Here is a 14,774-nt window from a genome sequence, read left to right as displayed (position 1 = left end):
TGTCCGCGTCCTGGTGGCGACCAAGCCCGTCGACTTCCGCAATTATGTGGAGTGCCGGATTATGCGGAGTCCGCAGCGGCAATCGCTTGCCGACTGCGGTGTTTATGTAGCAATCACTCGACATAATTTGTCGATTGGCCGATGGACTTCAGCATCGCCAGCAGCTTGTCGGGAGCGCGGAAGCGACCCGGCTTGAGCGACAGCGGCGCCATCGCGGCAAGCGCCTCAAGCTTTTCGGTCGGATCAGCTCGCAGATTGATCTCCGTGCTCTGTAGACTGGCGTGACCAAGCCAGAGCGACACTTTGCGAATGTCGCGGGTCGCCTGCAGGGTATGCATGGCGCAGGTGTGGTGCAGAACATGCGGGGTGACGCGCTTGTCGGCGATCGAGGGCAACTTCTGCGCTGCAGTGGCCACGTGCTTGGCGAGGATATATTCGAAGCCAGACCTGGTCATCGCCCGTCCTGTGGCATTGAGGAAGAGCTCTTCATCGCCGCTCGCCGGACGAGCCGCCAGCCAAGCCTTCAGCGCCGCCGTTGTCTCCTTCCAGAGGGGCAGCACGCGCTCGCGGCGTCCTTTGCCCATGACGTGGATGCTGGCGACCGTTTGGCGGTCGATCTGATCGATGCGGAGGCTGACGAGTTCGGAGACGCGCAGGCCTGCGGCGAAGGCCAGGTAGAGCATCGCCCGGTCCCGGATGCCGGAGACCTGACGCGGGTCCGGCACATCAAGCAGAGCCTGCATCTCCGCGCGCGTGAGATGGCTGACGAGCGCCTCGTCGGCCTTCTTCATCGGGATTGCTCGGACCCGGCGTGCCTGGTCCAGACAGGACGGGAGCCGGTATTCGAGGAAGCGGAAGAACGAGTGGATCGCGGCAAGGCGGGCGTTGCGGGTGCGCGCCGAGTTGCCGCGTGCCTTCTCGATATGCTCGAGGAAGGCGAGGACGAGCGGCGGATCGAGCTGCTCGATCGCGATGCGGGATGGCGTGGTCCTCAATCGGGTAGCCGCGAAGCACAACAGCAGCCGAAAGCTGTAGGCGTAGGCCTCACACGTGTGCGGGCTTGCCCGCCGCTCATGGGGGAGATGTTCTTGCAGAAAGATGGCGAGATGGGGAGCCAGCACGGTCATGCGACGGCTCCCTGGTGCAAGGCCTCACCGGCGGATGCAATCTGCCCCATGAGGATTGGCGTTGCCTGCAAGTACCAATAGGTCTCGGTGACATGGGCGTGACCGAGGTAGGTGCTGAGCGCAACGATATGGCGGCCGACGGCGTCGCGATCAGGCCGGCATTGCTCCAAAGAGCGGACGGCGAAGGTGTGCCGCAGATCGTGAATACGCGGCCCCGGCTGACCAGGCTGCCCTCTCAGGCCGGTTGATCGGGTAAGGCGGAGGAAGATGGCAATCACCGTGGGATAGGACGGCGGCGTGCCAGTATTCGAAACGAACAGGGCGTGGTTCAAGGTCCCCAGCCTCTGGCGCGCCGACACATACCGGTCCAGGGCTTCCCATGTGGTGGCGTGGAGCAGCAGCAAGCGGCTCTTTTGGAACTTGGTTTGTCGGATGACCAGCCCATCGGCCGTCAGGTCATCAAGGCGGAGAGCGAGGGCTTCGGAAACGCGGATGCCGGTGGCGGCAAGCAGGCCGAACAGGGTCTCGTACAGCAGCGGCCTGATCGAGCCTGAGGGCTTGAGGCTGGCCGCTGCTCGCATCAGCGTGGTGATCTCGTCGGCTGTATAGATGTGCGGAATCCGCCGCTCGAGCAGGCTGCGGCCCAGGGCATCAGCGGGCGGGACCTCATGGCACCGATCCTCGGCCGACAGCGCCAGGGCAAAGCGGCGGACCGTCAGCAAGCGATTGCGACGCTGCTGCGGGGAAGGGGCGAGCGTCGCCCATTCGAGCACGCGCGCCGTTTGAACATACCGATCGCCATGGCTCTGAGCGAAGGCAACAAAGCTCTTGAGCAGCGTGTGCTGGACGCGGAACTTGAAGCCCAAATGATGCTGCAGTTCCGCATAGCGGGCGAGATCCAGGCTCAGCATGACACGCTCCCGGGCCAGGCTTGAGCGATCTGGAGCAACATATTGACGTCCACCTTCGCATAATGGGCGGTGGTGTCGATCGATCGGTGGCGAAGCACGGTCCCGATCGTGTCCAGCGTGGCGCCGGCACGCAGCAGGCCGGTCGCTGCGGAGTGCCGAATCAGATTGGTCCCTCGGGACGGCGGGTCATCAATGCCGGCCCTCTCAAGGGCAAGACTGACGATGCTCGAGACGCTCGCGCTCGCCAACGGCCGATGCGGTGCAATGGTCCGCAGGAAAACCTGCTCACAGGCCGCGAGCGGCCGGGCAACCCGGAGATAGGCGATGATCGCGTCGCCCGCGTCCTGTGGGAGCGGAAGCCGGATCTCACGACGGCCTTTGCCGCGGACACGCAGGGTACCTTCTCTCCAGTCGATGTCGTCAAGGTGCGCGTTCCAGACGATCGTGATCACCGATTCCAGAGGATCGTGATCATCCATTCCAGGGCATCGTCAAGGCGCATGCCCGAGATCTCGCCGGCGCGCAGGCCGAGACGGGCCAGCAGCAGAAGCACCGCGCGGTCGAGGATGCCCATCGGCGTCGTGACGTCACACGACGCAATGACACGCTCGACGTCCGCAATGGGGATGAAGCGCGGCAACGCTGACAGCCGCCATTGCGGGATTGTCGGTATAGCCTGATCAAGCCCCGGATGGCACAAGCCGTGGGCAGCCAGATATCGAAGGTAGCCCCTCAACGCCATCGTCATAGTCTTGAGGTAGGCGTGCGAACTTAGCTTTCCCTCGTCCAGGATCACCTGCCGGACGAGAGCAGCGTCGTACTGCATGGGATCGGGGCCCAGAGCAGGAAGCAGGCGCATGATCATACGACCGTGGCGCCAGACGGTGCGCTCCGAGATTCCGCGATGCCGTCTCAGCCAGGCCTGGAACGCAAGGATCTCGTCCTGGTCGGGACACGGCGGCACCCGTTCCGACAGTTTCACCGCCCCGCATTCCGCCAGGAAGCCAACGAACCGGAGAGCGCGGTTGACGTATTTGACCGACAGTCGAGTGGTCTGCCGGATGCCAGGGCAACGGCATCGATGCCGCGCAAACCCGCGAACGATCCTGTGGTCAATCTCAGCGACGGCGATCTTCTTGTTCTGCAGCCATTGTCCGAAGTGACGAGCCGAGGCTTCGTAGCCTGACACGGTCAGGCGGGTGTAACCCAGACCTAGCAATCGGCCCGTGAACGCCTCCACGAACGGCCGCAAGGCACCTGGGTTCATCAGTTGCGCGCATTCCGGCAAACCTTCCGTCGATTTTGGCACGTGGGCTCTCCTCTCGAGGTCAAAAGAACGTCGGGAGACGACAACAATTATGCCAAGTGGGGAAGGCTCTTGAGCGGTCTAAGCTATTGGATAAAAAGGGCGAAGTCGCTCGGACCGCTGCGGACTCCGCATAATCCGGCACTCCACATAATTACGCATATCGGTGTGGCCGGTGGCCAGCCACACGCGCACGCCGCTCGGGACCGGGATCATGGCAGGCTCTCCACCACCTGCAGCACCCGCCGCAGCGCCTCGGCATCGACCTCGCGATCCACGCGAATGCGGCGCCCGCGGCCCAGGACGATCTCGATCAGGCCGGTACGCCGCGCTGGGGATGCTATCGGCGTGGTCTGCCTTGGGACGGGCGTGATCTCGACCGGCACGAAGGCGGGACCAGCGTCGCCGAGCCGTCCTTCGCGAGCCAGCCGGCGCCAGGTGAAGACGACACTGGCCGCGAGCCCATGGCGGCGGGCCACTTCGGTCACCGTCACGCCCGGCTGCAGCGTCTCGTCCACGATCTGGAGTTTGTCCTGGAGGCTCCAGCGCCGCCGGCGCTCTGTGCCGAGAACTTCGATCTTCATTGATCTGCTGACCTTAAAGCGAGCCTTAAGGTCAGAACGTCACGTGCAAACAGCGGTCTCACAAGAGGGCGCACGCCGAGTGCTTACGCTTCAGGCTCGACCCGCTCCACCAAATGCCGCGACTAAACATCTAGTGGTTTCCGCCTAACAAAAGAGTCCGTTTGAAGGATTCCCCTTAGCCGGGGTGCATGCGAGGCTGTGGCATGCGCACTGGCATCTCGATCACCCTGACGTCCTCGGACCGACATCGCCTTGAGGCGCTGACCAGCAACCGGAACACGGCCCAGAAACACGTCTGGCGGGCTGCCATCGTGGTGCTGAGCGCCGATGGCGTCGGCACCGCTGAGATCATGCGTCGGACCGGCACCTCCAAAACTTGCGTGTGGCGCTGGCAGGAGCGCTTCATGCAGGAAGGCGTCGACGGCCTGCTGCGCGACAAGACGCGCCCCTCCCGGATCAAGCCGCTCGGGCCTGACATCGCCGAGCGGGTGGTCACCCTGACATTGGCCGACCCACTGGCCGAGGCAACGCACTGGACCGCTGCTATGATGGCCAAGGAGACTGGCATCAGCGCCAGCGCCGTCCGGCGCATCTGGCGAGCGCATGGTCTCCAGCCGCACCGCTATCGCCAGTTCAAGCTCTCCAACGACCCCAAATTCGCCGAGAAGCTCCGCGACGTGGTCGGGCTCTACGTCGATCCACCCGCTCATGCCATTGTTCTCTCGGTTGATGAGAAGAGCCAGATCCAGGCGCTCGACCGCACCCAGCCCGGCCTGCCGCTGAAGAAGGGCCGGCTGGGGACCATGACGCACGACTACAAACGCAACGGCACCACTACGCTCTTTGCCGCTCTGAACGTGCTGGATGGCTCCGTCATCGGGCGCAACATGCAGCGCCACCGGCATCAGGAATTCATCCGCTTTCTCAATGCCATTGAAGCCCAAGTGCCACCCGGCAAGGCCGTGCACGTGATCCTCGACAACTACGCTGCCCACAAGCACCCGAAGGTTCGAGCCTGGTTGGATCGCCACGAGCGCTTCACCTTCCACTTCACCCCGACCTCATGCTCGTGGCTCAATGCGGTTGAGGGCTTCTTCGCTAAGCTGACCCGCCAGCGGCTCAAGCGCGGCGTCTTCTATTCGGTGGTTGACCTTCAGACGGCCATCAACCGGTACGTTGCCGAGACGAACGCCAGTCCCAAGCCCTTCACGTGGACGGCTGATCCAGATGAAATCATCGCCGCCGTCAGGCGTGGGCACCAAGCGTTAGATTCCATCCACTAGAACACCGCTTACGTGACATTTGCAACCGCTTCGAGCCTCAGGAATGCTGGAACTGCCTCAAGGCCGCAGGACATGCGGCCAATCAAGCGTCCGGTGCTCTAGAGGCAACTTGAGCCGTTGCGATGTCCAAACGGCATGGCAACGGCTCGCACTGAATATTTGTGGTAAATCGACGTCTCTGTAAACTCATCGCGGGTTTTGGAGCATTTAGATCGGAGGTAAGCGATAATAGTCCGACAGAATGGAGCCGTAGGAAACGTTCGAAGCCTGCCATATACCTTCAGGCGGTGGCGTTATTGAAACGGTCTGTAGAAAGTGCACCATCTCAGGCACGGACATCATGTGTTCGAGGGGCATAGTGGCACCCCAACCTACTGCTCTCATGCGCTCAGCTGGAGCTCCGAAATCGTAAGTCACTGGGAAAAGACCGGCTTCAAACGCAACTGACAATGTATAGCTGAACGTTTCAGGCCACACAGCAGGGAACCACGCTATGTCAGGCGCATGCTCGGCAATGAGTCTTTGAACGTCTGCCTCGCCATAGGCCCCCGTAATCGTGACATTTGGAAGGGTACGTAGCTCGTCATCAATGGCTGTATAGCCGATGACGACAAAGCTTAACGGTACCCCCTGCGATGCGGCGTACTTTGCGCATTCCAGAAGGAGCCTTACGCCTTTGTGCGGTCCAATCGCACCGATGATCGCAATTCGGCGCGAACTATGGTGGGAGCTTCGGTGACTTACAGGCTCATTCATGGCCGTGAAGTGAGGACGCACCACGAACGAAGTTTGTGGATAATATCTCCGCAAGCGTTTGGCGACATCTGTGCTCGGAACAAACACAGCTCTTGCACCTGAAAGGAACTCGCCGAAGCGTCCTCGCCAGTCCTGTATCGTATGATGTCCAGCGATGGACGGAAATGCCTTGAGACATGCATTGCATCCTTCATCTTCAGGCTCTCCACAATATAGGCCGGACTGTCCGATAAGGTTAATGCGTGGGCAAATAAACATGTAGTCGTGTACAGTTACGTCGTAGTTCAGTCCGACGCTTTCCGCTGCCGTGCGGATCATCTGCTCGACATCATCGCCAGCATCTGCCAAGTGCTGCACGTGAATATGCTTGATGTTTAAAGCTCTTATCGCCCGCACAAGTGCTTCGACATCCTCCGGCACGTCAAAGGTTGGAAGATTTGGGACATTGCAAAGGCCGTGAGAATCGAGACTTAGAACACCATGCTGACGTGTGTTTGATCTCGCAATGAAAACAGGTGTCCCTTCTGCCTCCAGAGCAGATTTCATCTCTTGTACATGTCGTTCAGTGCCTCCACCTCGTCCGAGCGTGATGAAAAGCATCGCTTCACCGGTCGACGCGGTCCGCCGGAGACGTTCAATGTCCAGACGCTCACGTATCTCCAGTACAGGATCATCCTTAATGAACTGATGTACCAGAGAAAAGTACTCGGGATGCAGTTTCTCAAGCTTCTTCTGCGCTTCCATAACCCGAGCATGCTTCGTGTCACCGAAAGATGCGCCACCGTAATGACGTACGAAAACATCACCTACCAGGATGTTCCGCCAACCTCTTTTTGCGGCGCGACGACAGAAATCATTCTCTTCGCCGTATCCACGCCCGAAGTTTTCGACATCAAACAGCCCAACTTCCGCGATGCAGGCTCGACTGATGAACATGCAGAAACCTACGCCTGTTGGAATCTCCACTGATTTTCCAGCGTTAACTTCTGCAGCAATCTGATCAAGCGTTGCATTATCTAGTTCGAGTTCGTCGTCATTGTCGCTGACGAATTTCGGATAGCTGCAAATCGTTGCGTTATTCGACAATGGTGTAATTGTGCCGATCTTGTCCTCGGAATGGGCGGATTTAAGTATTCTGTCCAGCCAATCACCATATACCGCTGTATCTGAATTGAGCAGTAGAACATCACGATCAGGGTGTAGTTGCATACCGCGATTGACCGTTGCAACGAACCCAAGATTCTGTCGGTTCTTGAGTAGTGTGAATAGCCCTAAAGCTGCCAACTCCTCAAGTTGCGCCGGCAAATCTTTATCGGGGCCGCAGTCATCAATGACAATAAGTTCGTATCCCGTTTTTTGGGTTGCGCTCAAAACGTGCGCCAAGCAATTGAGTGTTTCGCGGGCCTGGCCGTAGACTGGGACAATAATATCAATTGCTGGATTATGGGCCGGTCGCAGTTTAAGTGCGTCAGCCAAGTTTCGCCATGTCTCAAGAGTAGGCGGGGCGGGAACTGTAACCCTTCTGCTCGTGTCAAAGATTGCATCTTGTTTTACTGTTCTAGATCCCTGTTTATTCTTCTTATCGTGCTTGCCTTCTCTTCCAACTGGATCAATCGTAGATCCTTGGGTAAGGGGTTGTGCTGATGCGCTGACCGTCTTCTGTTGAGCATGCTCCGTCGCTCCCGCTTTCCGCGGGGGGTGCAGTTCATGTCCTATTGTCATGGCGCCTAGAGATGAAGATCCTGACCCCGTCCGAGCCCGAACTAAACCTGCAGTCGTCCTTCTAATTGCTTCGATGGCTTTTTTAGCGCCTCGAATCGGACGTGCAAACTTCCATGAGGTCGAGTTGTAGACAGAATGGAGTAGCACATCGCGAGCCTTGAGTTTCCTTTTGTAAAAAACTTCGCGAGATCTTAGCTCTTTCTTCAGTTGCGCATGTAGAGATGGCCAATGTTGCTCCGCTTCCTGCAGCTTTGACAGGGTCGCTTCTGTTCGAGCATTTGCATCAACAATCTGGAAGCGTTGGCGCGTGATCTCTCCATTCAGGCGCGTGATCTCTCCATTCAGGCGCGTGATCTCTCCATTCAGGCGCGTGTTCTCATTATGAAGCCCTTTGGGATCGCGATCATACGGAGTCACGTCGCCATATCGCGGGGTGGCAATGAATGCAGTTGCCAGATCCTCGAGGGTGTTTATCGGAGCTATTGTGACTTTGCCATCGGCTCGCTCAATTTGAGTTGAATTGAACGAAGGGGGAAGAAACAGCAACCCAGACTCCTCCGCGTGTCCAAAGAAATTTAGAGTTTGATGCTTTATGTTATCGGAGTTGAACGCGGGAGTGCTCACGTAGATGCATCTGTAGCCATGTCGCCTTATCCGCTCGATTATTAAATACCCTTCTTCGATCGAATTACATTCTGAAAACACTATGGGTGAGCATCGTGTAATTGTCTGATGAGCACCATCAATGACGTAGTGATTCATGCCCTCGGCATCAATCTTGATGAAGTTGACCCTGTCTAAGCACAACTCATCTATTGGAAGGATGTCGACCGTCTCACCCGGTGCAGACGTATCATCAAGGAGTTGTACTGCTCCGAAATTGGCATGTGCCATGTAATCTGTGGCCGGAACGACCAAGGTGCTCCGAACGGCGCCCGCACCACAGCGACGAGCGTCGATGTTTGTGAGATTGTTAATCGCAGCATTTATTGACAGTACTTCAAAAATTGGACCCTGTGGCTCAAAGGCATGGACCCTTCCATTCTGGCCAACGCGTTGTGCAAAAGCGATTGAATGGGTGCCGATGTTGGCTCCAATATCGAGAGCGACGTCATCTGGGTGCAAGAACTGCAGCAAAAAGCTTATTTCTACTTCTGCCCACTCGCCATATGCCTCTAGTGCTTTGCCGATAGGATCATCATTCCGGAAGTAATTAAGCTTGCCGTACTGGGTGGTCGCCGTTGAGGTCAGGCTATCAAGTTGATCGCGCGAGAGGTTTATCATAGAGATCACAGCGTTTGTTTGCGTGTCGTGAAGCCACTAAGCCGGATCCGCCGAGAGATCATGTTAGAGCACTCTCGAGGGTAGGCTATGAATCCGTTATCTGTAATCAGAACCAGCAATTGGCCGGAAACTGAGTCCACTTTAAGAGACGACCCGAATAGGTGGTACCGGTAGATCCGCAGTCCTTGGTTCTCGTGGGGCTCGCCCGCCTTTGAACTTAAGTGCGGGCTTTTCAATGAGATGGAACGACAACCAAGCCAATGCAAGAACGATCGGTAGTGCATAAGCAGTCAGTCTCAGCGGGGCTATCGAACCGCCCGATATCTGAATCAGACTTTGCTGCACCGGAAAGGCATAAAGATAAGCGCCGTAGGATAGGTCTCCCAGGCGCTTCATAGTGCTGGGTGCTACTGGAACTGAAAGGGCAAAATAGATCACCAAGTACGGAAGGGTCAGATATAGTATTGCCGGAGCTATGAAAGTATTTGACCCTGCATAAAGAAGCACAAAGCAGCAAGCTGCTGCGCCAGCATTGAGAGGTATTGCGGATCTGTAGATCCATAATGCGCTGCCTATCACGAAGAACAAAGCGTACTTTAGGAAAGGGTATGTGCTAGCGCTTCCGAACAGTGCAGGTCCGGGCTTAGTCCAGCCAAGGCCAGCCCAGTGAACGCTGACAGTCAGCGCGACCGCGGTAGCGAGAACGAGGAGCCATGCCACGAGCGGCTTGAGAATTCTGCCAATGACAAGAAATGGTAGAATTAGATAACAAGCCACTTCAAGCGGCAGTGTCCATAAAGAACCATTAACGCTGTGATGGGGCAGTGTCTGAAATACACCAGGGAGTTGAAAATGGATATTGAAAATAAATACGCTTTTTAAATGGCTGTAGGTGGCATGCGAGCTGAAGTAATCATTGAGCGTTAATGTAGTGAATATTGGGCCAAGGACTAGTGCTTGCAACAATACAACTACGGCTAGTGCTGGTAAAATCCTTACAGCACGTGCAACAAAGTAGGTCGTAAAGTCGCGGGAAAGAACGGAACGTGTCACGAGGAAGCCACTTATCGCAAAGAAGATCGATACAGCCAAGCTTCCACCATCACCATATCCGCTCCTAGCGATGGGTTCTGCGAAACCCGTCAAAGGAAAGCTATGGCTAAACAGGACCAGCAACGCCGCACAAAGACGGAGGAGGTCGAAGTTGTTTGGCATACTGGTGAATGTGGTGGCAATTGTGGGTGAGTTTTGTTCCATAACCCAGCCATAATCTAAATCTTTTCGAGGAGCAATTCCGCTAGAATGTCACCCCATATCATGGAGGAATGTTCAACGGACGGAAGGCTCAACGTTCTCGCAGGTTGCGTTATAACGCAAGTTTTCGCGCGCCTGTAAAGTAAGGAAAGCGAACTGTGTGAGTCCCAGCAGGGCCGTTATGCCTTCAGCTTTGCTTTTAGCCACCGCAGAGCTGCCGCCACTTTCCAAGGCAGCACTCTCTCGACCAGGTAAACACGCCAGGCAAACACCCTTTCCCAGACGCGATAGCGTCTCATCAGGAAGGTGGAGACCGGCTGCGTCGCCAGGAAGTCGACCGTCCTCAACTTGGGGAAGAGGCTGATGGTGCTCTGGCCTGGGAACGTGCGGGCTGTCTCGGCGGCGATGGCCTCAACGGCGGCCAGATACTGCTCCATCGAGTAGTCGTGGTAACGGGCAAAGGCCGCCTGCGACAACTCGACCAGCCTGTCCGCGGTTAGGCTCTCCAGCAGCCCCACCACAGCCTCGGCCGAATACTCGTCGAGCAAAAACCTGTCCGCGCCATGGAGGATCACCCCGGCCGGACCCGGCGCATAGCTGGCCGCCACCACCGGCACGCCAAACGAGAACGCCTCCAGGATCACGTTGCCGAACGACTCCTTCTTCGACGGCAGCAGGATGAGCGAGGCCTCGCCATAGAGGGTGGCCTTGTCGGTGACGTTGTAGGCGACCTCGACCCAATCCTTCACGCCTGCTTCGTCCAGCATCGTGAGGAAAGCTGGTAGGTGGGGGAGTTGGGGCCATCGGTGGTGACGATGCGCAGGCGCGGCAGGCCGCGTGCCTTCATCAGCCGGGCGATCGGCACCAGGCGCTCGGCGCCCTTGGCATGGAAGTCGATGCGCCCGACGTAAGTGACAAAGCGGTGATGGCCAGGATTGTAGCCGTTGTGGGAGCGGGTGGCTACTGGCAGCCGAACCTTGGTCAACTCATGGATGCCCATCTGGCGGTGGAGAAGCATGTCCATGTCCGACAGGCACAGGATGCGCGAGACCTTGTAGCTGTTGATGTAGCTCTGATGGGCCAAAACTTCGGAATTCTGCAGCATGAAGGACAGCTGGCCTGAGGCCATGTGGATGATGGGCAGGCGATCAAGGTGGGCGCGGATGGCGGGTGAGAAGCCGCGGATGACGTTGTTCGGGGTGATGACCATTGTGTCGGCGGGATGACAGGTGCTCAGGAAGGCGAGCACGCCGGCCCCGTCGTCTTCCGCGCGCAGAGCGCCTGGCAGCGAGTGGTTCGGATCGGGCCGGGCCAGGCAGACGTGCCGGACCGCCCGCCCCTGGGCGGCGAGCACGGTGTTGCGCACGCGGCTCGAGATCCCGCCGATGTACGACAGGTCATGAACAAGATGAACAATCGTGCGAAGCTTGAACGGCATGATGTCATTCAATGCCTTACGCAGTGTCAATTTTTCGCTTTCCGTGAGGGACGTGTCATCGCTCACGACCACGAGCAGATTGCGATGCAAATTCTTGATATAGGTATCGTCGAGGCCGTACCGCTCCTTGAGGGTTTGATAATTCTCAATTCGGGCTGCGATTTCCGGTAGAAGGATGTTCTTCGAAAGTGTGGATTTGTGAGGCGATGCGATCAGATAAAAAGGAGTTGTGTCGACCAACTGGACACGATCAAAGCCGCCTCAGAAGTCGCATATTCAGACGCACATCCTCGCTGCGCCCTTTGACGCTATCTCGCGTGTGCAGGCGGAGTGCATCCCGGTAGTAGATCTTTCCTCCAATACCGGAAAGGATACGCGTGATCGTGTGGCTGGAAATTGGGTGCTCAGGATCGATAGCCTCTGGAAACATTCTCATTTGCCCGATCTCGAAGGGCGTGACAATCATATCGAAACCTGGCGTGAGACGACTAGCCATCGCCGTGAGCACGTTCGGTCGGATGAGGTCATTCCCATCAACGAAAGTGACATAACCTGCTCTTGGATTTGCTTCGCTTTCGATACTGCTGGCGAACCCGCTTCAGGGCTGCCGAGGCGGCTGCCAAGCTTCCGGAGTGGACAGCCTGCGCTCTGTATCGGAGCGCTGCAGGTCGGCCCTCCATCTGCGAATGAAGCGACAACATCGGATTCGCCAGCAGTATCGGTTTAGTGGAGAGCGGCTTTGTAGCTATCCGGCCAGCCTTTCGAACTGAGCCGGACTGACATAGTCCAGTGTCGAATGACGCCGGACGGGGTTGTAGAAGCCGTCGATGTAACGCCCAATCGCATCCTTGGCCGCTGCTCGTGTCTGGAACACGGTGCGCCAGACCAACTCGGACTTCAAGGTCTTGAAGAACGTCTCGACCACCGAATTGATGCTCCTATAGAGGTCAAGTGCTGTAAGAGGGCGCCGCGGGAAGTCTGTTGCTCCAACGCCGATGATGATCTCGGCAGGATCGGTCTCTGGCATTCTTGGTCCTCCGCAGGTCAGAACCTGACGGATCCTGCGGGCAGACAGGACTGTGACGGGACGAGGGCCCTCAAGCTCCTATCAAGTCACGCCATAGCAGGCGGTCAGGTGCCGCCCGGAAGGCCGACACGTCAACTCAATGACACGCGGTCAATCATAACAAGGGTCAGGCCCTCCGAGCGGCTCTGACATTCTCACAATCATAACAGTTGCCCTTCCCGGACATGCGCAGCGCCTCAAGCGCCAGTTCCTTGTGCAGCCGATCACTGACCGCCCAGCCAACCACCCGGCGCGCGAAGAGATCGAGGACCACGGCGAGGTAGAGCCAGCCCTCACTTGTCCAGACGTACGAGAGATACTGTCGGCGAATTCCTGGCTATTCAGCAAGAGGAGGACTGCATGAGCCTTCATCCCGAGCCGATTGGTGAGATCCCGGCCGAGACCGTGCGAGTTGCCCGGGCAGCTTTCCCTAAGGGCAACATTGTGGCCCGGCTCCGGGATGAATTTAGCATCCTCTACCAGGATGAGGACTTCCGACGGTTCTACCCGAGCCGGGGGCAACCCGCCCTTGCGCCGTGGCGGCTGGCTTTGATCACGATCTTCCAGTTCCTCGAGCACCTCAGTGATCGGCAGGCCGCCGACGCAGTCCGTGCGCGGATCGACTGGAAGTACGCTCTGAGGCTCGAGCTGACCGATCCCGGGTTCCACTTCAGCGTGCTCACCGAATTTCGGGCCCGCCTTGTCGCCGGCCAAGCGGAGCATCTGCTGTTGGACACCATGCTCGAGCGGTTCAAGGCCCGCGGTCTGATCAAAGCGCGCGGCAAGCAACGCACCGACAGCACGCATGTGTTGGGGGCCGTGCATGACCTCCATCTTCTCGAACTTGTCGCTGAGACGCTGCGCGCCACTCTCGATGATCTGGCCGCCGTTGTTCCGGACTGGATTCGCGTGATCGCTCAGCCGGCGTGGTTCGAGCGCTATGCACATCGCATTGAGGACTATCGTCTGCCCAAGAGCCGGGAGAAGCGTGAAGCTCTCTCGCTGGAGATTGGCACGGACGGGTTCTTCCTGCTCGACGCCTTGGACGATGCGAGCGCACCGGCTGCGGCTCGAGCGGTGCCGATGGTGCAGACGCTGCGCGACGTGTGGCGGGTGCATTACGCACGGGACGATGGGCGGCCGCGCTGGCGGGCGGGAGCGGAACTGCCACCGGTCGGCGAACGGCTGCAGTCGCCCTATGATCCCGAGATGCATTACTGCACAAAGCGTCAGATGGAGTGGTCCGGCTACAAGGTCCACGTCACCGAGACCTGCGATGACGATGCCGCGCACCTGATCACGCACGTCAAGACCTGCCCGGCCATGGAGCAGGACATGACGAGCACGGCCGAGATCCATGCGTGCCTGGCCGCCAAAGGCCTCCTCCCTTCTGAGCATTACGTGGACTCGGCCTACATTGATGCGGCCTTGTTGGTCAGCAGCCGGCGGGACCACGGGATCTCGCTCGAGGGGCCGGTGCGGGGCGTATCGTCCTGGCAGGCCCGCACGGGACAGGGATATGATCTGCCCAACTTCGTGATCGACTGGGAGCGCGAACAAGTAACCTGCCCACAGGGTAAGGTCTCCGTGACGTGGCGCGTCGCGCGCAGAGAGGATGGAAGCCCGCGCATCAATGCCGTGTTCAGCCGCTCTGATTGTGGAGCCTGCGTCGTCAGAGCGCTGTGCACGCCCGCGAAGGAAGCCCGCCGCGCCGTCTACTTCCACACGCGCCAGGAGTACGAGGCATTGAATGCAGCCCGATCCCGGATGCACGATCCCACATGGAAGGAGCGGTATCATATCCGGGCTGGCGTCGAGGGCACTCTCTCACAGGGTGTGCGGGTATTCGGAATGCGCCGGAGCCGGTATATCGGGCTCCTGAAGACCGGCCTCCAGGAGGTGTGTTCGGCGGCTGCGATGAACGTCTTGCGGGTCGTACACTGGTTGGACGGATGGCCGCGCACCAAGACGCGCGTGACCCGCTTTGCTGCGTTGGCGCCTGCCCTCTGAATTCGCCGACAGCGTTAGCACCGCAGATCCATT

At 58.3% G+C, this 14,774-nt stretch carries 11 protein-coding genes and 2 pseudogenes; 2 read left to right on the top strand and 11 right to left on the bottom strand.

The annotated features are described in order from the left end of the window. Nucleotides 1-113: 113 nt before the first annotated feature. The 5 genes from BB934_RS05320 to tnpA form a co-directional block, all read right to left on the bottom strand. A complete protein-coding gene (locus tag BB934_RS05320) occupies nt 114-1,127 on the bottom strand; it encodes a tyrosine-type recombinase/integrase (protein WP_099508699.1) in 1,014 nt (337 codons plus the stop codon). Beyond that, entirely contained in the window at nt 1,124-2,038 is a 915-nt protein-coding gene (locus BB934_RS05315) for a tyrosine-type recombinase/integrase (RefSeq protein ID WP_099508698.1), read from the bottom strand. Before BB934_RS05315 ends, BB934_RS05320 begins: the two co-directional genes overlap by 4 nt. Beyond that, nucleotides 2,032-2,517, bottom strand: a complete 486-nt coding sequence (locus tag BB934_RS48985; RefSeq protein WP_237050195.1) for a tyrosine-type recombinase/integrase — start codon at nt 2,515-2,517, stop codon at nt 2,032-2,034. The genes BB934_RS05315 and BB934_RS48985 overlap by 7 nt, the downstream gene beginning before the upstream one ends. Next, on the bottom strand, nt 2,487-3,347 hold the full coding sequence (locus BB934_RS05310; protein ID WP_237050194.1) for a hypothetical protein: 861 nt from the start codon (nt 3,345-3,347) through the stop codon (nt 2,487-2,489). Before BB934_RS05310 ends, BB934_RS48985 begins: the two co-directional genes overlap by 31 nt. 209 nt (nt 3,348-3,556) lie before the next feature. Next, nucleotides 3,557-3,928 (bottom strand): IS66-like element accessory protein TnpA, encoded by a 372-nt coding sequence (gene tnpA / locus BB934_RS05305; protein ID WP_099508697.1) that lies wholly within the window; start codon nt 3,926-3,928, stop codon nt 3,557-3,559. Nucleotides 3,929-4,131: 203 nt separating this feature from the next. Here tnpA and BB934_RS05300 point away from each other — a divergent pair, with 203 nt between their 5' ends. Continuing rightward, nucleotides 4,132-5,211, top strand: a complete 1,080-nt coding sequence (locus tag BB934_RS05300; protein ID WP_099508696.1) for an IS630 family transposase — start codon at nt 4,132-4,134, stop codon at nt 5,209-5,211. A 207-nt stretch (nt 5,212-5,418) separates the two neighbouring features. Here the strand turns inward: BB934_RS05300 and BB934_RS05295 are convergent, their stop codons facing one another. The 6 genes and pseudogenes from BB934_RS05295 to BB934_RS05265 form a co-directional block, all read right to left on the bottom strand. Beyond that, nucleotides 5,419-8,973, bottom strand: a complete 3,555-nt coding sequence (locus BB934_RS05295) for an FkbM family methyltransferase (protein ID WP_099508695.1) — start codon at nt 8,971-8,973, stop codon at nt 5,419-5,421. Nucleotides 8,974-9,114: 141 nt separating this feature from the next. Beyond that, nucleotides 9,115-10,230, bottom strand: coding sequence for an acyltransferase family protein (locus BB934_RS05290; RefSeq protein WP_099508694.1), 1,116 nt, complete (start codon nt 10,228-10,230; stop codon nt 9,115-9,117). 176 nt (nt 10,231-10,406) lie between these two features. Next, nucleotides 10,407-10,994 carry a glycosyltransferase gene (locus BB934_RS05285; RefSeq protein ID WP_099508693.1) on the bottom strand — a complete coding sequence of 196 codons (588 nt, stop codon included), beginning with the start codon at nt 10,992-10,994 and terminating at the stop codon, nt 10,407-10,409. Then, nucleotides 10,973-11,665 carry a hypothetical protein gene (locus BB934_RS05280; RefSeq protein ID WP_157934045.1) on the bottom strand — a complete coding sequence of 231 codons (693 nt, stop codon included), beginning with the start codon at nt 11,663-11,665 and terminating at the stop codon, nt 10,973-10,975. Before BB934_RS05280 ends, BB934_RS05285 begins: the two co-directional genes overlap by 22 nt. A 745-nt stretch (nt 11,666-12,410) precedes the next feature. Beyond that, nucleotides 12,411-12,596 (bottom strand): annotated as a pseudogene (locus tag BB934_RS05270) (IS3 family transposase); the annotation flags it as partial. A 316-nt stretch (nt 12,597-12,912) separates the two neighbouring features. Next, nucleotides 12,913-13,047: pseudogene (locus tag BB934_RS05265) on the bottom strand (IS3 family transposase); the annotation flags it as partial. A 44-nt stretch (nt 13,048-13,091) separates the two neighbouring features. Between BB934_RS05265 and BB934_RS05260 the strand changes: the two are divergent. Next, on the top strand, nt 13,092-14,741 hold the full coding sequence (locus BB934_RS05260; protein ID WP_099508690.1) for an IS1182 family transposase: 1,650 nt from the start codon (nt 13,092-13,094) through the stop codon (nt 14,739-14,741). Nucleotides 14,742-14,774 lie beyond the last annotated feature (33 nt).

Origin of the sequence: Microvirga ossetica, from assembly GCF_002741015.1 — a bacterium.
Classification (GTDB): Bacteria; Pseudomonadota; Alphaproteobacteria; order Rhizobiales; family Beijerinckiaceae; genus Microvirga; species Microvirga ossetica.
Note: the sequence above shows the minus strand (reverse complement) of the source record. Positions and strands in the feature narration are given on the sequence as shown.